Here is a 21,672-nt window from a genome sequence, read left to right as displayed (position 1 = left end):
TTTGAGTCACGGCTTATCACCTAATAATAGTCGCTGCAAATGAGTAAATACTGTCAGTAAGTGATCATTATTCATTTATCAGAGCCAGCTTTTTAATCGCTAAAAGACCGACCTGATAAATGAAAGATTACCTATGCTGTACTATATGGTGATTACTTTAAAAACAATTGATAGCCAATATTGTCATTGAGCATGGTGCAGTCATAACCAATATCAAGAAGCGCATCTTGTAGCTGGCGAGAGTTGCCCTCAGAAGCTTGTAAGCCAACCAATACGCGACCTTCAGCGGCACCGTGGTTGCGATAATGGAATAAGGTAATATTAAAGTCATCGCCCAATTTTTCTAAAAAGGTCAATAAAGCGCCCGGACGTTCTGGGAATACTACGCTTAATAATTGCTCATTTTCGACATGGGCATGACCGCCAATCAAATGACGAATATGAGATTTGGCGATGTCATCATCGGTTAAATCATGCGCTTCATAGCCATCGGCTGCCAATTGGTTGCTAATCGTTTGACGCTCTTTCTCACCTTCTTTTAAGGCGATACCGACAAAAATAGACGCAGGTTCCATAGAGTCGGGTGATTTTTTGCTATCGGCACGATAGTTAAACTCGGTGATATTACGGCCATGTAGGCTGCGGCAAAAGTTTAAAAACGCGCCGGTTTGCTCAGGAATCGTTACGCCAAAGATGGCTTCTTTTTTCTCACCAATCTCCGTACGCTCGGCGATATAACGTAGGCGGTCGAAGTTCATGTTGGCACCGCAGATGATACCAACGCAGTTTTTGCCCTGTAAATTGTTGGCTTCAATATATTTTTTCATGCCTGCAACGGACAAAGCACCAGCAGGCTCAACGATACTACGGTTTTCTTCAAAGATATCTTTCACCGCCGCGCAGACTTCATCATTGGTACAAGTGACCACGTCAGTCTCGACTAAAGGACCTGATGCATCGCCCTTTTGCATACGCACGATATCAAAAGGCAGCTCGCCAATTTGAGCAACGGCGACACCATCAACAAACAGTCCAACTTGTTTGAGTTTAACGCGTTCATTCGCTTCAAGCGCCGCTTTTAGTGAAGCTGATTGTTCCGCTTCGACCGCAATAACTTTGACATGCGGCGCCACTTCACCTAAAAATGCTGCCACACCAGAAATCAAACCGCCACCGCCTACGGCAACGAAGACATAATCCATGTTGCGCCATTGCTGGGTCAATTCCAGACCAATAGTGCCTTGCCCTGCAATCACCAATTCATCATCATATGGCGGAATAAAGGTTAAACCCTCGGTCTCAGCACGATTAATCGCATAACGGTTGGCTTCATCAAAGCTGTCGCCATGCAAATCGACATTACCGCCAAGCGCGCGTACCGCATCGACTTTGATATCCGGTGTGGTGGTTGGCATCACAATGATGTTATTCAAGTCAAGCTTACGGGCAGAGTAGGCAACACCTTGCGCATGATTACCTGCCGAAGCACAAATAACGCCGCGTGCTTTTTGCGCATCGCTCAATTGGCTAATACGGTTATAAGCACCGCGCAACTTAAAGGATTTAACCGGTTGCAAATCTTCGCGCTTAAATCGAATATCATTAGCAAAACGTTGGGTCAGCTTCGGTGCAGCTTCAAGTGGTGTTTGAATGGCGACGTCATAGACGGTGGCTTGCAAGATGGCTCGTACCCAATGTGACAGCATAATGTTTCCTAAACAAAGTGAAGATGAATAAAAGAAGTGCAAATGGTTATAAATTGGTATTTAATAATAAACAGCAATAAACCAGTAAAGATAAGCACAAAAACGAAATAGATTAGCCTATGCTGATTTTCACTATCTTGCAAGACACAATTGCAAATTTCGTCGAGAGTTTATTAAAGTTTAGATGCTCATTTATGAATACATTAAAGTAAGTATGCGTAATGAGAGGGTTCAATGAGTATTTAGAATAGGTTTTACGCTAACATCGCTTAAAGCCATCGGTTATAATAAGCGCGCCTTTTATTTCTTTTATCATTTTACCTCTTTTATCATTTTAGCTCTTTTAGAGTAAGACGTTTATTTTTCCAAGGATTTATGATGAGTGATCAGCAAGCACAAAAGCAAGCCGCAGCCAAAGCTGCCCTCCGCTATATCGAAGATGACATGATACTTGGCGTAGGGACAGGCAGTACGGTAAATTGTTTGATTGAGTTATTGCCGACGTTAAGGCTTGCTGGCGCGGTCGCAAGCTCACAGGTCACCGAAGATAAACTACGCGCCTTGGGTATCGACATCGTCGATTTAAACTTTGCCGGTCAGCTTGATGTCTATATCGATGGCGCTGACGAGGTAAATGAACATTTGCAATTGATTAAAGGGGGTGGCGGTGCGCTCACACGTGAAAAAATCGTCGCTGCGGCTTCCAACAAGTTTGTCTGTATGGTTGATGAAAGCAAAAGTGTGCAATGCTTGGGGCGCGAATTTCCCGTACCGATAGAAGTACTGCCACAAGCGCGCTCGTATGTAGCAAGGCAATTAGTCCGTTTGGGCGGTGAGCCGGTTTATCGTGAAGATTTTGTCACCGATTATGGTAATGTGATTTTAGACACCTATGATTTGGATGTCAGTAATCCATTGGCGTTTGAACAAGAGTTAAATAATATCGTTGGCGTGGTCTGTAATGGTATCTTTGCTGCCAATCAAGCTGATGTGCTGCTTAGAGCGGGCAGTGATGGGGTGACCACTTTGACGCGTTAATGCATTAACTTATCGCTAAATAAAGTCATAAACAATAAAAAGGCAGCGCATTAAAATATGCGCTGCCTTTTTCGTATCTGTTCATCTGCAGCTTGCTGGTTTAGCAAAATATCACGATATGTTTTTAACAACCTATTTTTAGGCAGGTAGCTTAATTTTGTCTTTTAATAAAAACTCCATCAAGGCTTTTTGCGCATGCAAGCGGTTTTCCGCTTCGTCCCAAACCACTGAGCGTGGATCATCGAGCATATCGTGAGAGATTTCTTCGCCGCGATGCGCAGGTAAGCAGTGCATAAATACCACTTCGGGGTCAGCTTTATCAAGCAGTGATGGCGTGACTTGATAGGGCGCAAAACGGCGTGCGCGAGTGTTTTGTTCAGACTCTTGCCCCATGCTTGCCCAGACATCGGTGACGATTAAGTTTGAATCTTTTGCCGCATCTTGCACATCTTCGACCAAGCTCACGCAATGTGAGAAGCGCTCCATCAGCTCAGGGTCAGGCTCAAATCCATAAGGGGCAGCAACACGCAGCTCAAAGCCAAACTGATTGGCCGCTTGCATGTAAGAGGCGCACATATTGTTGCCATCGCCAACCCAAGTGACGATTTTGTTTTCGATACTGCCGCGATGCTCATAATACGTTTGCATATCAGCAAGCAGCTGGCACGGATGAAATTCGTCAGTCAGGGCATTAATAATCGGCACACTTGAGTATTCGGCAAAGGTTTCAACTTTTTCGTGGCCAAAGGTACGAATCATAATGATATCGACCATGCTTGAGATAACGCGCGCCGAATCTTCTAGCGGCTCACCGCGCCCAAGCTGCGTGTCGTTTGGCGACAAAAAGATAGCGCTGCCGCCAAACTGTCCCATACCCGTCTCAAATGAGATACGTGTGCGAGTGGATGATTTCTCAAATATCATGCCAAGCGTCCGCCCAACGAAGGGCTGATATATCTCGCCGGCATGTTGCATTTTGCGTAATTCACAAGCGCGTTTGATGAGGTTTTCTAGTTCTTGTTTGGTTAAATCAGATAGGGTCAAAAAATGGCGCAAACTCATAGTAATCCTAGCAGTCGATCACAATCGATGAAAAATCGATAAAAATGTTACGTTGTCAGTCAGTAATCATATCGCGTCAGTGCATATACTGTGGTGACAACAAACTTTTAGTATAGCGCAATTGGGCTTAATGTAAATGTTCAATTTGCCATGATTTGGCGCTGTCTCTTTTATCTGGCAAACTGTCATGATGTTCATATCTAACGATTAGGATTCTGTTATGTTTCGAGTTGGGCGCGCGCTTAGGCGGCATAGCAGCTCATAGCTAATGGTTTCAGCATGGGCGGCGACTTCATCGACGTGCGGCGCGTCACCCCACAGTAATACTTTACTATTTAACGCCACGCTGTTTGGCACAGCGCTGACGTCAATGACAATCATATCCATGGCTACGCGTCCGATGACCGCACATGGGTAGCTTTGGTTGTTGGTATCGTCAATAACAGAAACATAGGCATCAGCACTCACCACGCGTGGATAGCCGTCACCATAACCGATGCTGACTAACGCTGTTTTGGTATCTTGCATCGCAGTCCAGCGGCTGCCATAACCAATGCCGTCACCTGCGTTGACTGTTTGTAGCGCGATGATTTGGGCGCTAAATTCCATTGCTGGCTGTAAGTCCAAATCACGCGCACTTTTATCAGTGACAGGCGTACTACCGTAAAGCATGATGCCCGGACGTACCCAATCGTGATGATGCTCGGGGAAATTGACGATACCTGCTGAGTTGCACAATGAGCCTTTTACATCGCTGCTCACCGTTTCTCGTAACGTCTGTAGCATGTCGTTAAAGCGCTGGATTTGAATGGCATTTAGAGGATGAGCGCGGTCGTCGGCATTGGCAAAGTGAGTGGTTAAAATCAGCTGATAACCGGCTTTATGCAAACGTTTGGCTGCTGGAATCAGCGTTTGGTCATTAAAGCCTAAGCGGTTCATGCCAGTATTATATTTTAGCCAAACCACTCGAGTGGCGCTGGTAGTCGGTGGGGTTTTTTCTAATGCCCACATTAATTGCGGCTCATGATGAATCACGCAGCTGATATCATGCTCTATCGCTAGCTGCCATTCCTTGGCGGTAAATGCGCCTTCGATGAGACCAATGGTTTTATCCCAGCCAAGTTGTCGCGCTTCCAAGGCTTCTATCAAGGTTGCAACGCCGATACCATCAGCCTGTTGCTCGCCTTGTTGCAATGCTGGTAAGACAGCAGCGACGCCATGACCATAAGCATTGGCCTTGACCATAGCAAGAACTTTAGCCGTCGGTGCCAGTTTTTTAACTTGTGCCACATTATGAGTAATGGCGGCTGGTTTGATTGTGATAGTGCGCATAATTGCCTTCTTTATTGACAAAGTTATTTTTATTAGTAAAACGATTTCATTAAACAAATGATGTTATTAATAATGGGGTAAAGCAATAAAGCCAGTGCGTCATCAATTTGGCTGATGACGCACTGGCTAGTTTTATTCATAGTCGTTTTAAAGTTAAAGCTTATTATATGTATTGTTTAGTCAGCCGATTATTCATCATTCTCAAAGCTGACGTTTTGATAGTATTCTGGTGTCAGGTTAATAAAGCGGGTAAATTGCCCTTCAAAGCCTAAGCGGACGGTGCCGATAGGGCCGTTACGCTGTTTACCGATGATGATTTCAGCCACACCTTTGTGGTCTGAGTTTTCATTATAAACCTCATCGCGATAAATAAACATAATCAAATCGGCATCCTGCTCAATCGCCCCCGATTCACGCAAATCCGACATGATAGGGCGCTTATTTGGACGGTTTTCTAGACTGCGGTTAAGCTGGGACAGCGCAATAACCGGACATTCAAGCTCACGAGCCAAGGCTTTTAAACTACGAGAAATTTCCGAGATTTCGCCCACACGGTTACCGTCAAGACTAGGTACTTTCATTAGCTGTAGGTAATCGACGACGATAGCGCCAAGTTTACCATCATGATTTTTGGCAATACGGCGACAGCGCGAACGCAGCTCAGAGGGCGGCAGGGCGGTACTGTCATCGATATATAAATGCTTAGATTGCAAATGCTGAATGGCATTCATCATTTTTGCCCATTCATCTTCATTCATTTGCCCAGAGCGCAAGTGCGTCTGATTAATCGCACCCCAAGACGACAGCAAACGCATGACGATGGACTCCGCTGGCATTTCCATCGAAAATACCACCACGGGCAAATCTTCATTAAACAAAACGCCTTCTGCTAAGTTCATAGCAAAGGTGGTTTTACCCATAGACGGACGCGCCGCTACAATGATTAAATCGCCGGCTTGTAAGCCTTGGGTTTTGTTATTTAGCTCGACGAATGGCGTTTGTAAACCTATCATGCCGTCAGGATTAGACTTTAGCTCTTGAATCTTATCAATGACATTGGTCAATACTGAGGTAATACCAACGGGACCGCGTTGCTCTGCGCGTTTATTATGCTGCTCATTGATACTAAATATTTTTGCCTCAACATTGTCCAAGATATCGCTTACCGTTTGGTCTTTAGGATTATAGGCAAGGGTCAGCATGTCATTGCCCGTGGTAATGAGCTGACGTAAGGTCGACAGCTCACGCACGCGCTGTGCATAAGCAGTGAGGTTAAACAAAGTGGCAGGACTTTGGCTCAAAATATCGGCCAAATAGCTGTCACCGCCGGCACCTTTAAGCAATTTTTGTGCTTCCAACCAATCATGCACCATTACCGTATCGTAAGGCTCGTTGACCGCTGCCAAATGCGCAATTGCATCAAAAATATACTGGTGACGCCCCGCATAAAAATCGTCTTTGGTGACGATATCTGCAATCTTATCGTATGCCTCTTCGATACTCATCAAAGACGCCAGTAAGGCCTTTTCAATATCAATATTGTGCGGCGGTGTCTGATTGAGTAAGTCGTCGGTTTTTTCGTTGTCTGCCATGGGTGCCCAGTGTCTTAAAAGTCAGTTTCAAAAGTCGGTATAAAATTAATTATATAAGAGTATAAATAGCTATGTGCTATCAGTATTTATTTTAGGAGTGATACCGTCACGCAAGCGCGGCATAGCTCTACGAGAGAAGTACCAAAAGGTGGTCTCAGCGCTTGCTGGTAAATGCTACAATGAAAGGCGAAAGTTTAACACATTCTAGCGTTTTTTCGGCTGCTATCAGTAATTATCTATAAAAATGCCATCTGCTATGATATAAAATTTACGCCGGCTTAGACCCTCTTAAACGCTCGTTTTCGTAATAATAAATACAATAAAATCATATTCTTAATGTCGAAATAGGATATTTTACTATGCAAAAAAGACTACCATTATTAATCACAACCGGTGAGCCTGCTGGCATTGGTATGGATATCGTGCTGCTATTAGCAGCTGAGGGTAAATTGCACGATTTTAAGCGTCCAATCTGGGTTACTGCCGATAGCACCGCAATGCAAAAGCGCTCTGATATGCTGGTAACAGCAGGCGTGCTCGAGAGCTGTCCATTTTGGCAAATTGTCGATTTGGAAATAGAGGCCGATGAATTTTTAAATCAAATGTCACAGCAAATTATTGATGACAATGATGATAATGCGTTTATTTTGTTAAATACGTCTTGTGCTGAACCCGTTGTCTGCGGAAAAATTAATACTCGCAATTCGGCCATGGTTGCCAAGCAGTTGGATATCGCCCATCAGTTAGCGACCAACAAAACAGTCGCTGCCATCGTCACAGGGCCATTGCAAAAATCTGCCTTAATAGATGCTGATATTAAACTGCTCGATGGCACCATGTTTAGCGGTCATACCGAGTTTTTTATGCAGCAAAGTGGCTGTGAGAAAGTCGTGATGATGCTCGCCAATCAAGCCATGAAAGTGGCGCTTGTTACCACGCATTTAGCATTAAAAGACATACCTGCTGCTATCACCGCTGATAATGTACGCCAAACGGTGCAAATTGTCATTGACGATATGCGCGAGAAGTTTGGCTTAACGCAGCCACGTATTTTGGTTTGCGGTCTTAATCCGCATGCGGGCGAGGGCGGGCATTTGGGCGTTGAAGAGATTGAGATTATCAATCCCGTATTGCGTGAGTTTATCGACGTAGGCGTCGATATATCAGAAGCAATGCCAGCGGATACCTTATTTACCCCAAGACATTTGGCGAACTGCGACGCGGTCATTGCGATGTATCATGATCAAGGTTTACCAGTGCTCAAATCGCACGGCTTTGGCGATACAGTCAATCTTACCTTGGGGTTGCCGTATATTCGTACCTCAGTTGATCACGGTACGGCGCTTGATTTAGCAGGGCGCGGCGGCGCAAGTGCGACCAGCTTATACCAAGCACTCCTGATGGCCAATGAGATGGCAGATAAATCGCTTGTTAATGGACCTCTTGCATAAGTTAGTGCCCTAGTGGCATTTGTCACGCAGTACTGGGTAACTTTGTTGTGAATAACGGCTATTTATGAATCATCAAACACGGTCTAATATAAGTGGTTCTATTATACCAGTCTGTTATAAGTGGTCTGTTAATAGGTTTGAAGGGTGAAATAAGTGGTTCCCTTGGGGTATACTCAAAAAATAAATCCTTTAAACGATAAATCATCTATTAACAGTCTGGCTGTTCAAAAACTTGATTTTAAATCCATAGGCCTAGTTGTATGGCGTTTTGCCATATATTTGCCCAGTAAGGGTAAGCAAAACATTGGTAATTGAAAAGCACCCAGTAACGGTAGAAACACCGCACCCATAAAGGGTACAGTTATGGTGTAAGAAAGTAATACATTGCGTCCGCCACATACCAGCGCCGCGACAATAGCATTCTCATAGCCAAAACGCCGATATATTATATAAGCGGTAAAATAAAACACCAATGCCAATACCGAACTTAGCACTAGTAATAACAACGCTTGCCAGGGATTATGGTCAAACGTAGTACGAAATCCTGCCATCAGTCCCAGTGGAAACAACATCAGCAGTAAAATATTAAACTGCCCAATTTTGGGATAATAACGTGACAAAATAGCAGGTGGAACAAACCGACGCACTCCCACAGCTAGCACCATTGGCATGAAAATATAAACTAACAAGCGTTTGACATAAAGACCAACGTCTAAATTCGAACTTTCATTGCCTAATAGCCATAATACGCCTAATAATGTACAGGGCATAACGAGCGTAGCAGCGATAGTTTTTGCCGTCGCCAGTTGTGCATCAAATCCCACCGCATTGACCAACGCACCACTACCGAATAATGGGGCAGTGGCACCAAGACCTGCAATCGCCAATAGCCAATCGCCACGTACACCGAGTGCATAAGCAATTACTATTAAAGCTAGACTCATGCCCCCGCTTTGTAACAAGGCAAAAACCCATACATAGCTTGTCGCTATACGCTTTAAAAGTGCATATTGGTCAATGCCTAGTAAAGTAAAAAACATCAAGAAGAACAATATTTGGGGTAAATATACCAATACTGCATTGGATAAGTTTGGAAAAACAAAGCCCATAATTGCACAAACTGGCATAATTAATGTGCTATGGCGCGCAATAAAACTAAGCAGCATGGCCTTTCCTAATAAAAAATGTTTTTTTGATACATATGCTGAACCACGCTGGGATTGTTTGATATCCAACAATCTTAGAGAGTATTAAAATTCCGAGGTGTCTCATATACCTACCACATTGATGCCTGTATAGCGCATCGATCACAGATAGAATATGTATGGTAAGTACACCACGAAGTACACTGTGACTGTTTTAGCGAGTTAAAACGTTGATACCATTAGCCGACAGCTTAATATTCAAGTCCTCACTAGGGTACCATGCTTATTCTCATGATCGTCGTTATAATAAAGGATTTTAGAACAAAAATAAGGCACTGTGTCGGTTGTGCTAAGGTATGGGTAGTTTATTAATAATAATGTCTCAAAAATACAGTGTAATTATGAGCTGTGCTATAATTTCGTATCACAAAGCCAGCAAATAAAAGCGCATATAAATCCAGCACATTGCTGCCATAGCGCTATAGTCCATTTATCTTTTATCGATTAAGACCTTTTTATGTCCAAAACTACGTTTGATGCTCAATCTATTTCTAACAGCCTACGCGCTGCCAAACACCAACCGCGTAAACGCTTTGGTCAAAACTTCTTACATGACCGTAGTGTTATACGTGAGATTGTTGAGAGCATTCGTTTAGAGCGTGACGATAATTTGGTCGAGATTGGACCCGGTATGGGCGCGCTAACAGAGCCGCTATTAGCAGAAGTCGATGCGATGACCGTGGTCGAGCTGGATCGTGATTTGGCAGATAGTTTGCGCATTCGTATTGGGGCTAATAGCCATCCAAACTTTACGATTATCAAAGACAATGCCATGCATGTTGATTATCGTCAGCTATATAGTCCTGAGCGCGGTAAGCTGCGCGTGGTGGGCAATCTACCGTATAATATTTCTACGCCGATACTCTTTCATTTGCTCAGTTATGCCGATGTCATTCAAGACATGCATTTTATGCTGCAAAAAGAAGTGGTTGAGCGTATCACCGCTGACGTTGGCAGCAAAACCTATGGTCGTCTATCGGTCATCATGCAATACCATTGCGATACCGATTATTTATTGACCGTACCGCGCGGCGCCTTTAATCCGCCGCCAAAAGTCACCAGTGCGGTTTTTCGCTTGACACCGCATATCAATAAGCCAATTGTAGCAGAAGATGAGGAATATTTCGCACTTGTGGTACGTGAGACCTTTAACCATCGCCGTAAGACACTACGCGCTATTTTTAAAAATTCTACGTTATTGCCGACGCTGAGCGAAGCCGATTTCGCCGCTTGCGACATCGATCCACAAGCGCGTCCGGAAGTGTTAAGTGTGAAAGATTTTGTCAATTTAAGCAATCAAGCGCGTCACTTAGCCTCTTAATTTATTAGACGCTTAATTTATCAAACAAAAATGATAGAGGGTTTATGAGTTTTCGCCATCAATATGTCATCGGTGATTTGCAGGGTTGCTATGCGGCCTACCTGCAATTACTTGAAACTTTAGATTTTGACCCAGCGCAAGATAAGTTATGGTTTGCCGGCGACTTGGTGGCACGCGGTGAAGATTCGTTAAGTACCTTACGTCATGTCAAAGCACTATGTGAACAAGGAGCTGCGGCAACGGTATTGGGTAATCACGATATCAATTTAATTGCGGTTTGGCGCGGGGCAACAGCGCTCAAGAAAAAAGATAAGACCGCACCTATCTTTGCTGCCGATGATTGCGATGAATTGTTAGAATGGCTACGCCATCAGCCACTACTGGCTTATCCTGATGAGCAGACGGTATTGGTACACGCGGGTATCCCACCGCATTGGACGATTAAGGCGGCGGCGAAATATGCACAGCAGTTAGAGGTCCAACTAAAAGGCAGCTTAGAACAGCTTGATCGCTTATTGCCGAATCTATATAGCAAAACTGCCGATGAGTGGCATGCAGACATTCATGGCTACACAAAGATGCGCGCGATAGCCAATTACTTCACTCGAATGCGTTTGTGCAAACAAGACGGCTCGCTTGAATTTGATTTTTCAGCAGGATTAGATGAGCCCATGCCAAAGGATTTTTTGCCTTGGTTTGAATGGCAAGTACCACGTGCACGCAAGATTTTATTTGGTCATTGGGCGGCGCTTAACGCTGATGTTGATTTGCCGCATGCGCGTGCGCTTGATGGTGGCTGTGTTTGGGGTAACTATTTATTTGCTTATCGCTTGGGCGACGGCAAAGCCATCACCTCAAGTTCTCACTGCCTACCACCAACAGAAGAGCCAACAGAACAATAGTCATACCACATTATATGCTATAGTGAGTGAAAAGTAATATCGATACATCACGCACTGCTGATATCAACTTTTCTTGCTTGCTGTGCCTGCTCAGACAGAGGGTACAAAAAATTGATATCAGCGATACCGTAGCGTTTTTTAGGTTATTTTGACTATATTTTCTGAGATAAAATCTGTAAAAAAATAATTTATCATCTAATTCGTAAGTTAAAAAAACCGTTAGTCAAGCTGCTATTTAAGCCACCAACGCCGTTCCCTTAACTGGGTAGGTTTGGTGGTTTTTTCGGTTTAGGCAAGGGCGTTTTGGCATCGCCAGCAGCTTTACTATCAGGATTGCTGTCGTCGTCTTTATACGACTTATCGTATTGAATGTCATTACTATAAGGGACGCTATTTAGCTCCTCATCTATTAGCCCATCATCGAGGTCGATCGTTTTTTTGGCGCTTACTGGCTTAGTAGTACTGTGCGTTTCTCGACTTTTCAGCGCCGCGTCGGCATAGCTATCCGATATATTATTATTATAATATATATCAGTAATAGCTTGCTCATTTTGCATGCTTTTTTGCTTAGATTTGGGCAGGATTTTGACGTCAGATAAACGGCGTACCACATAGTTATGCGGTATGGTCTGTCCGCCTTTATGGGGGCTGGTATCATCAAAAATCATATGTCCTTGACTGTCAATTCGAGCGTACTTCATAGGCTTATCACGCGGCCAGATAAAGTCAGAAGGATGGGTGAGCAGGTGACTAGAAAGTTGCTTGGTTAAACGGCTCCACTCCATAAATTTGACTTCTTTGGAGCGCAGTGCGACAAACAATGCTAGCGAGAAGCTGACTACAAGGTTCGTCATACCGATAAGGGCAACGCCTAAAATAGAGGTAAGTACAATGGTCCAATCTAGTTGGCTCGACGATAGATTAAATAAGCCATGAGCTAAATCCGCAGAGGCAAAAGCAATGTGGCGGATATCGATAGGTAGGCCAAATATAAAACCTATGGTAGCGGTACTGCCTAGAAATACGCCAAATATAAAGTTGCCCATAATGGCGCCGAGATTGGCTTCGATAAAGCCGCCCAAACGCTGAAGCCAAGCTTTGGGTAATAAGTATTGCAAAAGCTTATGACGCTGAATACGGGCGCCGATTTGGTTGTAAACCGCCAAATTATCATAGTAACCCGCGATAAGACCAGACAAAAATAAATACACACCAGCGATAGCTGCATGGGGAAGCGCCAAGGAGTGAAAGGGGTCAAGATTATGCAGCAAATGTGCGGCTTTATCAGTGTTCACCATTGCTTCGCCCGTATTATGCAGCCAAACGAAAGAGATAGTTAGGGCAACGGGTATGGCCACCATAACATTACCCATGATGGCAACGAACTGTGTTCGTAAGATATCGACTACCAATTCTGATAACTTATTTAACTGATGCGATTTCTTACCAGAACCATCAGATATCGTAGAGGCGATTGCCGCTGCCGTCATAGCGGGCTGCTTGGTGGCGACCGTACCATGGACGATATGAATAAAAACAAAGCCCAAACCATAAATCATGCTATTGATAAAGGCGCGTCCCATCGGTGCAAGCGCCAGATGGTACGCCAATATCTTAGTGGTCGCCATAAAAGCAATGATAAAGCCACCGATAGAGGCTTTTTTAAACATCTTCTGATAACCAGATTTATCGGTACTAATATAATGCTCACCAACGCGGCTGGCGTTTTCGGTGACTTTACGCGACAGCAGCTTGGTATTATTATCAATCAGATAGCCAATACTATAGCGGCGGCTAGCGGTGGTAATCAGCGCTTGAATCAGCTCAATGATGGCCTGATCGCGCTTATCATAATTGTCTGCTACCAGCTCAGTTAAGATACGCATGCGCTGCAAGCTTTGATCCAAACGCAGCATCATATTGGTTAGGCGGATAGAGATACCGGTTTTATAAATGCGCTTACGTATGGTGGCAACGATATCTTCGCATTGCTCAATCATCACTAGTAATGGCGCAGGATCGACCGCTTTGTCAGGGATAATATCGGTTAGAGTGTCAAGCTCATGCGCTTCTCGGTATTGATTGACGTACAGCACAGCTTCTTGATTTTGTGCCACAAATGACGCCGAGTAATTGAGCATTTGCGGATAAAATTCCATCAAATCTGGATGCAAGCCGATGCCGCTAATCCGATACGATAAAATGATAATCGCGTTCAAAATACTGTTTTTTGCCGTTGCGACCAAGTTTAAATGCTGCTCATTGACCTTGAGTAGGCCGACCATCTCATCCCATTTGTCTTTGTCAATATTGGCAAGCCAGCGCTCATCAGAGCGTCTGTCAAACAAATAACCGACCAATTCTATGACAGAATCTTCTTGTGGCAGCAGGGGTAAAAAACGATGACCGATAAGGCGGCGCAGACTATTAAAAAAGCCTTGATCCGACATGATGCCCGTATCGGTATATAACGCAATTTGGCGATATTCAATGATGAGTTTTAAAACGAAGCTTGACAGTCCATCGGCATATTCTGGATGCTGACGTAAAATATCAATCAAATCTTGCATCTTTTGATTGGCTAACGCTGGCTCTTTGTCGCTGACACGTAGCTCATCGATTAAGCGCTTGAGTACCGCAGGATCTGGCACATCACTTAAGGCAGTTATCTGTTGTAAAATGTGTTTTATTTCTGACACATTGCATCCCTTATGGTAGTTATTTCAATCATTGTTATTATTGAGTATGGGCAAGGAGATATTTTTTTTAGCAAATGCTGTGTTTATCAATGTTGTAATAAGTGAGGGGAGTTTTTGAGTGTTAATTTTTAGCGTGCCAATGCATCACTTTACTGTTTAAAACTAAAAAACCCTTATTAAAGTTAATACGCTTAGCTCTGCGTTATTTTAATCGTAACTATCTCTCGGCGCTTAATTATTTTGTTAGCAGTTATTCTGACCTTTAATATGCTGATTTCTCGTATTTCTTTAATTCGTCTAATTTCTTTAATGGCTGCCACAATATTTTGGAAAAAAAAGGGACAGTAGCGTGACTGTCCCTTTTATTGTTGTACGGTATGGCTTACTTTATTATAAAAGTAAACAATTAGCTAGCAGGTACATCAAAGTAACTAAGATCAAAGTTCATCATTGGATCACTGCCAGCTTTTACCATCTGCGCGTGAGCGTCGATGCGTGGCAAGATACGACCGACGAAATAATCGGCAAGCTTGGCTTTATTGGTGTAGAACTCACCTTCTTTACCATTCGCAGCTTCGACCATGAGTGCAAACATATACGAGTAGGCAAGGTAGCCAAACGCATGCATGTAATCAACGGCACAGCCATTAATTTCACTCTTACGTGCGCCAATATTGCTAAGTACCGTGGTGGTTAACTCTTCAATCGTATCAGCAGCGTTTAGCGTTGCTTGCTTAATACCATGATCTGCTTGCATATTATTGACAAAGTCACGAATCTCACCTAAGAAATGAGTGACGTATTTGCCATTATTTTTCGCCACTTTACGACCTAATAGGTCAAGCGCTTGAATACCGTTGGTGCCTTCATAAATCTGGGCAATACGAGTATCACGAACGATTTGCTCCATACCCCATTCGCGGATATAGCCGTGACCGCCAAATACTTGCTGGCAATCAATGGTCGCTTCTAATGCTTTATCGGTCAAGAACGCTTTAGCAACTGGCGTCAGGAGGGCAACGCGCGCTGCTGCTGCTTGAGCGGCCTCAGGATCGGTACTAAATTTCTCTTGATCAAGGTTTTTGGCAACATACATCGCAAAACAACGTGACGCTTCAGTATTGGCTTTAGCATTTAACAGCATGCGACGTACATCGGCATGATGAATGATGGCATCGGCTGGTTTTTCTGGGCTTTGAATTTGCGTGTCGCTACGGCCTTGACCTCGGTCATTAGCATATAAAGCAGCGTTTTGATAAGCAAGCTCAGAACCACCTAGGCCCTGTAGACCCATGGTTACGCGCTCATAGTTCATCATAATGAACATTGAAGACAGACCGGTATTTTCTGCACCAACCATCCAGCCTTTGGCGTTGTCAAAGTTCATCACACAAGTGGCAGAGGCTTTGATGCCCATTTTGTGCTCAATAGAGCCAACTGCTAAAGTGTTGCGCTCGCCTAAGCTACCATCTTCATTAACCAAGAATTTTGGTACCACAAACAGCGAAATGCCTTTTGAGCCTTCTGGCGCATTTGGGGTTTTTGCCAATACCAAATGAATGATATTTTCTGTGAGGTCGTGCTCACCGCCGGTGATAAAGATTTTGGTACCAGAGATGTTATAGCTACCATCGTCGTTTGGCACGGCTTTGGTTTTGATAATACCTAAGTCAGTACCAGCATGCGGCTCAGTCAAGCACATAGTACCCGACCATTCACCGTTGTACATTTTCTCTAAGTAAGTTTGCTTTTGCTCTTCAGACGCCGCCGCATTTAAGCAAAGCGTTGCGCCTACGGTTAGGTTTGGATATAGAGCAAATGACTGGTTGGCGGTAAATACCATCTCTTCGGTCAACATAGTGACCATTTTTGGGAAACCTTGACCGCCGTACTCAGAGTTACCACTTAAGCCAACCCAACCTGATTCGGCATACTGCTTATAGGCGTCTTTAAAGCCAGTAGGGGTGGTGACAACGCCATTACCTTCAAAGGTTGCGCCTTCTTCATCACCGCTACGATTGATAGGTAATAAGACGTTTTTTGACAATTTTGCCATTTCTTCCAAAATCATATCGACAGTTTCCATATCGACATGAGCAAGGTTTTCGTTGTTTTGCCAAAATTCAGGCGCCTTAAATACGTCGTTTAGGATAAAGCGCATGTCGTTAAGGGGGGCATTATAAACAGCCATAAACATTCCTTTGGTTTAAATAAATAAAAGTGAGTAGGGCAAAGCGTTCAATTTTCTTGTGAGTGCAGCTTAAACATAGATAGTTAAAGTTTAGCAAATTAGCGTAACGACGGGTGGTTTTCTTCGTGAATTGTGCGTCCACCAAAAACTATTAGCAATAAAGCCGCTAAGAAAATCGGCAACACACCTAAGTATGTTGCCGATAGGAACTGCTTGTTAAAATAGATACTACACTTGCAACGTTCTATAAGTTAAAACGCAAATTGATCAACGTCCATGGTCATGTACGGCTCAACACCAGTGCTGATGCGCTGTACGTGCGTGGTGGTACGTGGCAATAATTTTGCAAAGTAGAATTGCGCGGTTTTGATTTTGGCATCGTAAAAGGCTTTTTCGCCAGTACCGTCCGCCAATGCAGTTTGCGCAACCAAGGCCATACGCGCCCATAAATAAGCTAATGTGACATAACCGCTGAAGTATAAGTAGTCAACTGCTGCACCGCCAACCGCATCTGGGTTTTCAGTCGCTTGCATACCGATACGCGCGGTCAAATCGCCCCATTCTTTGACGTGTTTGGCAAGTGGGCGGATAAATTGACCCATTTGATCGTTGTCTTTGTTCTCTTCGCAGAAAGTTTGGATGACTTTGACAAAGTTGGCAAGCATTTTACCTTGTGAGCCCAATACTTTACGGCCGAGTAGGTCAAGCGCTTGGATTTCAGTGGTACCTTCGTAGAGGCAAGCAATACGGGTATCACGGACGTTTTGCTCCATGCCCCACTCACTGATAAAGCCGTGACCGCCATAAACCTGTACGCCATGGTTAGCCGCCTCTAGACCAGTTTCAGTCAAGAATGCTTTAGCAATCGGTGTCAATAGTGACAGCATTTGGTCAGCAAATTTAAGATCATCGCCTTCGCCTTTTGCTACAGTATCCGCAAAGTGTGAGAGGTAATAAACGAGGGCACGACCGCCTTCAGCAAAGGCTTTTTCGGTCAATAGCATGTTACGAACGGCTGGGTGAACGATGATAGGATCAGCGACTTTTTCTGGTGCTTTAGCACCTGATAGTGAGCGCATCGCTAAGCGGTCTTTGGCATAGGTTAATGAGCCTTGGAACGCATACTCTGCTGCCGTTAAACCTTGAACGGCGGTACCGATACGGGCCACGTTCATAAAGGTAAACATACACTGTAGACCGCGGTTTTCTGGGCCAATCAAATAACCAGTGGCGCCATCAAAGTTCATCACGCAAGTCGCTGACGCTTTGATACCCATTTTGTGCTCGATAGAACCACAAACGACGTTGTTGTTTTCACCAAGGCTGCTGTCTGCGTTGACCATGACTTTAGGCACGATAAACAGCGAGATGCCTTTGGTGCCAGCAGGCGCGCCTGGTAAACGAGCCAAACAGATATGGATAATATTGTCAGTTAGGTCATGCTCGCCCGCTGAGATAAAGATTTTTTGACCAGTGATGCTATAAGTGCCGTCATCGTTTGGCTCAGCTTTGGTGCGAATAATACCTAAGTCAGAACCCGCATGCGCTTCAGTCAAACACATAGTACCTGACCATTCGCCGGTGACCATTTTTTCAAGGTAAGTTTGTTTTTGCTCTTCAGTACCATGGTGCTCGATGGTTTGAATCGCGCCATGTGATAGGCCAGGATACATAGAAAATGACCAGTTCGCCGTGCCAACCATCTCATTGATAACTGTTGATAATGAGAACGGCATGTTTTGACCGCCGAATGCCTCTTCAGCAGACAAGGCTGGGAAGCCAAGCTCGCAGTAGGCTTTATAAGCTTCTTTAAAACCTTTTGGCGTAGTGACAGTACCGTTGTCAAAATGACAGCCTTCCGCGTCGCCGCTTTGGTTTAATGGAGACAGCTCATTTTCCGCAAAGCTTGCCGCCATCTCAAACAGACTGTCCATCAACTCACGATCCGCTTCTTGGAACGCAGGTAAGGTTTTGTAGTGACTTTCGCTGTCAAGTAACTCATGCATCACGAATTGGATATCACGTAGGGGCGCTTTATATTGCATAACTTCCTGTCCTTTTTTAGGATGCGACCGGCAGTAAAACAGCAACTGTCATCGACTATTATGAATAGTCTGAGTTGCCAACTGTTTACTGTTAAAGGGTTTGTCTGTATCAATAACGGACAACAACACCGATCATATGAAATAAATTGAGAAGAGTGAAAAAGAATTATGATTGTATTCGTAAATTCTTGGTAAAAGATAGGCGTTCACTGACAAATATACAAGTTTGGTGACAATACTGATAAGTCATCAACCTGTATTGCATCCTATATATCATCGAGCTTATACGCCAAAAACTTAAGCATTATTTAACAATAAGAGTAGAAAAATTCAAACAATATCACTTTAATAAATCTCGCTTTGATAAATAATCCTAAGGACGGTCATTTTTAGACAAATGTTGCTGCGTAAGCATCTTAGTTGCCTCGTCCGCCGTCATCGGTTTACCAAACCAATAACCTTGACCGTACTGACAACCCATACTAAGCAATAAATCACGTTGCTGCTCGTTTTCAATACCTTCGGCGATAACGTGCATATCAAGCGCTTCTGCTAAATCCAAAATTGCTTTAACAATGGCGCGCTGCGTACGGTCATTGGTAATCTTAGAGATAAAGCTTTTGTCAATTTTAATAAAATCAAACGGATATTCTTGTAAATAGCTTAACGAGGCAAAACCTGTACCAAAGTCATCGAGCGCCAGACAGATGCCAAGTTCTTTAAGTAAATCCAGTTGTTTTTTGACATTGGCATGGCGCTGTATCAATGAAGATTCGGTCACCTCTATGTGCAGTTGGTGAGCGGCAAGTTTATGGCTGTCTAACAAGTTACTGACCAAGACAAAAAAATCAGGATGGCTAAACTCGGCCGCATCGGCGTTGATACAGATGTGCTGCTCAAAGCCCAAATCTTGCCAAACGGTCAATTGCTTGGCAATTTGGTTCGCCATTTGTGAAAACAGCTCAAACGATAATTTATGAGAAATGATGGCATCCATAAAATCGGCGGGTCTTAGTAAGCCGCGAGTAGGATGTTGCCAGCGCACCAACGCCTCAAAACCGCTAATCACACCCGTATCTAAGGCGAATTTTGGTTGGTAATACGGCACAAATTGACATTCGTTGCTGGCCGTCCTAAGCTCAGACTCTAACTGTATATCGTGTGCATTCTTCTCGTTAATCGATTTATGATACCAACAGACATCATCGCCGCCTTGCTGCTTGACGTAATTCAAGGCTTTTTCAGCCTTGGTCAATAAGCCGATGAACTCATTGCCATTTTCAGGAAAATAGCTGACCCCAACCGAGATATGACAATAGACTTGTGCTTCTTTTGCCACACTGTCATTTAAGAAAAAAGGGCGCTCGCACATTTGCATTAAACTGTCTAATTGATGGCGCACCATGTTGGCATCATTACATTCGAATAATAAAGCAAAGTCGTCACCGCCAAAATGGGAAAAACAGCGTAAATTATCCAGCTCCAACTCGGTGATACGTAAGACAAAACTTTCTACCAGTTTGTTGATGCCATCTGGTCCCAATAAGATAGCAAGGTTGCGATAACGGTCAATGTTAAAACGCACGACCACCACTTCTTGGTAGCTTTCTATTAACAACTCACTGGTTTGACTTAAAAATACTTTACGGTTTGGCAGTCCAGTTAGCTGGTCATAATTTAACAGATGGGCGACCTTTTTTCTGTTTTTAGCCAGCGTCGCCATATTACGTATGGTACCAACGTAATAAGGGGTGTCTTCTAAGTAAATTTTGCGATAGGTGATATGACAGTCAAGTATTTCGCCATAGCGATTTGCCATCGAAAAATCAATTTCACAAAATCCTGTACTGTCTAAACTGTTAATCAGATTTCTAAGCACACCTTGCTCTTCTTCAGACAAAAACTCGGCTGCATAGATACCAAGCGGACGGCCAAGCAAAAATTTTTCTGTATAGCCAAGCATCAGCTCATAGTTCGCATTAACGGATAGATAGCGCAGTTTGTCGTCCAATATAAAGATAGCGTCTTCAAATTGCTCGCACAGCTTGACCAATAATTGCTGTTTATCCGATATTGGCATAGGGGTAAAATCGGTCATAATAGGACTCATAACATCAAATTGAATAATAAATGGCGATGTAGCGATGGCAATTTGATGCCTACATATGTAAGGTGTGCAGGGTTGCCAACGAAGCCAATGTCGCTAGGGCAACGACAGGCGCAGTTTCGGTACGCAGCACCCTAGGTCCAATTTGCCACGGTGCAAAACCAACGTCAGCAGCTTTGGCGCACTCATCAGCGCTGAGCCCGCCCTCAGGTCCGATTAGTAATTCAATATAAGGCGCCTGTTGTTTCAAAACGACGGGCAGCGCCTCAGGCATCAGCGGCTGTCCTGATGCTGGCACGCTTAGCTGCAGACGTAAATCTGCTGGTTGCTGTAATGCTTGATAATAGGCATCCTTACTTAGCTCAGCGACGATTGGGCTAACTGCCATCTCTTTGTCGTTATCATTTTCGTTGGCCGCTATATTTGACAGCCAGTCATCAATCGATAATGGCGCGATAATAAGGGGCGGGCGATTAAGGCCGCATTGCTCACAGGCAGCAATCGCCACTTGCTGCCAATGTGCCAGTTTTTTCTCCACTTGCGCAGGTTTTAGGTTGACCTCACCGTGATGGCTACTCAATAGTTGAATAGCAGTGACACCAAGCTCAGTGGATTTTTGAATGGCGTAATCCATGCGCTCGCCGCGACTCATCACCAGTCCGATTTTAGTTAAGATAGCGACGTTACGGTCAGTTTCTAGGTGTGATAATAACGTCGCAGTGGCCTGTTTTTTACTGATGCTATTCAGCTGTACCTGATATTCACCGCCAAAACCGTCAAATAAAATACCTGTGTCGCCGTTATTGGCGCGCAGTACACGGCACCAATGATGGACAATACTTTCGGTCAACTCGACGTTAGCACCGATAGCTAAGGTGCTCAGTTGTGGCCAGGTTGGGGCATTTTTATCACTGCTATCGCTACTGGTGGCATAAAAGAAACGTCGCAAAATTACTTATTCCTATAATGGGAGTCATGATATTTTTCAATATCTTAGCAGAATATCATTTGGGTGGGTAAA

Annotated in this window: 14 protein-coding genes; 4 read left to right on the top strand and 10 right to left on the bottom strand. The window is 44.0% G+C overall.

Features of this window, described 5'->3' with window-relative positions:
- Positions 1-152 precede the first annotated feature (152 nt).
- Entirely contained in the window at positions 153-1,706 is a 1,554-nt protein-coding gene (ilvA, locus tag H9653_RS01710) for a threonine ammonia-lyase, biosynthetic (RefSeq protein ID WP_068405198.1), read from the bottom strand.
- 378 nt (positions 1,707-2,084) lie between these two features.
- Here ilvA and rpiA point away from each other — a divergent pair, with 378 nt between their 5' ends.
- A complete protein-coding gene (rpiA, locus tag H9653_RS01705; RefSeq protein ID WP_191689970.1) occupies positions 2,085-2,744 on the top strand; it encodes a ribose-5-phosphate isomerase RpiA in 660 nt (219 codons plus the stop codon).
- Positions 2,745-2,882: 138 nt separating this feature from the next.
- Here rpiA and argF read toward each other — a convergent pair whose 3' ends face one another.
- The 3 genes from argF to dnaB all read right to left on the bottom strand — a co-directional run bounded on the left by argF (position 2,883) and on the right by dnaB (position 6,730).
- On the bottom strand, positions 2,883-3,806 hold the full coding sequence (argF, locus tag H9653_RS01700; RefSeq protein ID WP_144296248.1) for an ornithine carbamoyltransferase: 924 nt from the start codon (positions 3,804-3,806) through the stop codon (positions 2,883-2,885).
- 207 nt (positions 3,807-4,013) lie between these two features.
- Positions 4,014-5,138, bottom strand: a complete 1,125-nt coding sequence (gene alr / locus H9653_RS01695) for an alanine racemase (RefSeq protein ID WP_191689968.1) — start codon at positions 5,136-5,138, stop codon at positions 4,014-4,016.
- Positions 5,139-5,326: 188 nt separating this feature from the next.
- Positions 5,327-6,730, bottom strand: a complete 1,404-nt coding sequence (dnaB, locus tag H9653_RS01690; protein ID WP_068405205.1) for a replicative DNA helicase — start codon at positions 6,728-6,730, stop codon at positions 5,327-5,329.
- A gap of 359 nt (positions 6,731-7,089) precedes the next feature.
- On the opposite strand from dnaB, the gene pdxA reads away from it, so the two are divergent.
- Positions 7,090-8,181, top strand: a complete 1,092-nt coding sequence (gene pdxA / locus H9653_RS01685; protein WP_191689966.1) for a 4-hydroxythreonine-4-phosphate dehydrogenase PdxA — start codon at positions 7,090-7,092, stop codon at positions 8,179-8,181.
- A 224-nt stretch (positions 8,182-8,405) separates the two neighbouring features.
- Here the strand turns inward: pdxA and H9653_RS01680 are convergent, their stop codons facing one another.
- The gene (locus H9653_RS01680; RefSeq protein ID WP_191690055.1) at positions 8,406-9,344 is read right to left on the bottom strand and encodes a lantibiotic ABC transporter permease; all 939 of its coding nucleotides are present in this window, start codon (positions 9,342-9,344) and stop codon (positions 8,406-8,408) included.
- 499 nt (positions 9,345-9,843) lie between these two features.
- Between H9653_RS01680 and rsmA the strand changes: the two genes are divergently transcribed.
- Both rsmA and H9653_RS01670 read left to right on the top strand, forming a co-directional pair.
- Positions 9,844-10,707 carry a 16S rRNA (adenine(1518)-N(6)/adenine(1519)-N(6))-dimethyltransferase RsmA gene (gene rsmA, locus H9653_RS01675; protein ID WP_191689964.1) on the top strand — a complete coding sequence of 288 codons (864 nt, stop codon included), beginning with the start codon at positions 9,844-9,846 and terminating at the stop codon, positions 10,705-10,707.
- Positions 10,708-10,751: 44 nt separating this feature from the next.
- On the top strand, positions 10,752-11,609 hold the full coding sequence (locus H9653_RS01670; RefSeq protein WP_191689962.1) for a symmetrical bis(5'-nucleosyl)-tetraphosphatase: 858 nt from the start codon (positions 10,752-10,754) through the stop codon (positions 11,607-11,609).
- Between the two features lie 257 nt (positions 11,610-11,866).
- Here the strand turns inward: H9653_RS01670 and H9653_RS01665 are convergent, their stop codons facing one another.
- From H9653_RS01665 to H9653_RS01645, 5 genes are all read right to left on the bottom strand, one after another.
- On the bottom strand, positions 11,867-14,308 hold the full coding sequence (locus H9653_RS01665) for a site-specific recombinase (protein ID WP_191689960.1): 2,442 nt from the start codon (positions 14,306-14,308) through the stop codon (positions 11,867-11,869).
- A 406-nt stretch (positions 14,309-14,714) separates the two neighbouring features.
- On the bottom strand, positions 14,715-16,499 hold the full coding sequence (locus H9653_RS01660; RefSeq protein WP_144296241.1) for an acyl-CoA dehydrogenase C-terminal domain-containing protein: 1,785 nt from the start codon (positions 16,497-16,499) through the stop codon (positions 14,715-14,717).
- A gap of 251 nt (positions 16,500-16,750) precedes the next feature.
- The gene (locus H9653_RS01655; protein ID WP_191689958.1) at positions 16,751-18,544 is read right to left on the bottom strand and encodes an acyl-CoA dehydrogenase C-terminal domain-containing protein; all 1,794 of its coding nucleotides are present in this window, start codon (positions 18,542-18,544) and stop codon (positions 16,751-16,753) included.
- 373 nt (positions 18,545-18,917) lie between these two features.
- Complete coding sequence (locus H9653_RS01650) at positions 18,918-20,642, bottom strand: putative bifunctional diguanylate cyclase/phosphodiesterase (RefSeq protein WP_191689956.1); 1,725 nt, start codon at positions 20,640-20,642, stop codon at positions 18,918-18,920.
- Positions 20,643-20,703: 61 nt separating this feature from the next.
- A complete protein-coding gene (locus H9653_RS01645) occupies positions 20,704-21,600 on the bottom strand; it encodes a 16S rRNA (uracil(1498)-N(3))-methyltransferase (protein WP_191689954.1) in 897 nt (298 codons plus the stop codon).
- Positions 21,601-21,672: the final 72 nt, after the last annotated feature.

This window comes from Psychrobacter communis (genome assembly GCF_014836505.1).
In the GTDB taxonomy this organism is placed as follows: Bacteria; Pseudomonadota; Gammaproteobacteria; order Pseudomonadales; family Moraxellaceae; genus Psychrobacter; species Psychrobacter faecalis.
This window is presented reverse-complemented; position numbering and strand designations above follow the sequence as displayed.

Bases quoted from the DNA above. Each gene is read 5' to 3' on its own strand.
- ilvA (WP_068405198.1), bottom strand. From the start codon at position 1,706: ATGCTGTCACATTGGGTACGAGCCATCTTGCAAGCCACCGTCTATGAC.
- rpiA (WP_191689970.1), top strand. From the start codon at position 2,085: ATGAGTGATCAGCAAGCACAAAAGCAAGCCGCAGCCAAAGCTGCCCTC.
- argF (WP_144296248.1), bottom strand. From the start codon at position 3,806: ATGAGTTTGCGCCATTTTTTGACCCTATCTGATTTAACCAAACAAGAA.
- alr (WP_191689968.1), bottom strand. From the start codon at position 5,138: ATGCGCACTATCACAATCAAACCAGCCGCCATTACTCATAATGTGGCA.
- dnaB (WP_068405205.1), bottom strand. From the start codon at position 6,730: ATGGCAGACAACGAAAAAACCGACGACTTACTCAATCAGACACCGCCG.
- pdxA (WP_191689966.1), top strand. From the start codon at position 7,090: ATGCAAAAAAGACTACCATTATTAATCACAACCGGTGAGCCTGCTGGC.
- rsmA (WP_191689964.1), top strand. From the start codon at position 9,844: ATGTCCAAAACTACGTTTGATGCTCAATCTATTTCTAACAGCCTACGC.
- H9653_RS01670 (WP_191689962.1), top strand. From the start codon at position 10,752: ATGAGTTTTCGCCATCAATATGTCATCGGTGATTTGCAGGGTTGCTAT.
- H9653_RS01660 (WP_144296241.1), bottom strand. From the start codon at position 16,499: ATGGCTGTTTATAATGCCCCCCTTAACGACATGCGCTTTATCCTAAAC.
- H9653_RS01655 (WP_191689958.1), bottom strand. From the start codon at position 18,544: ATGCAATATAAAGCGCCCCTACGTGATATCCAATTCGTGATGCATGAG.
- H9653_RS01650 (WP_191689956.1), bottom strand. From the start codon at position 20,642: ATGACCGATTTTACCCCTATGCCAATATCGGATAAACAGCAATTATTG.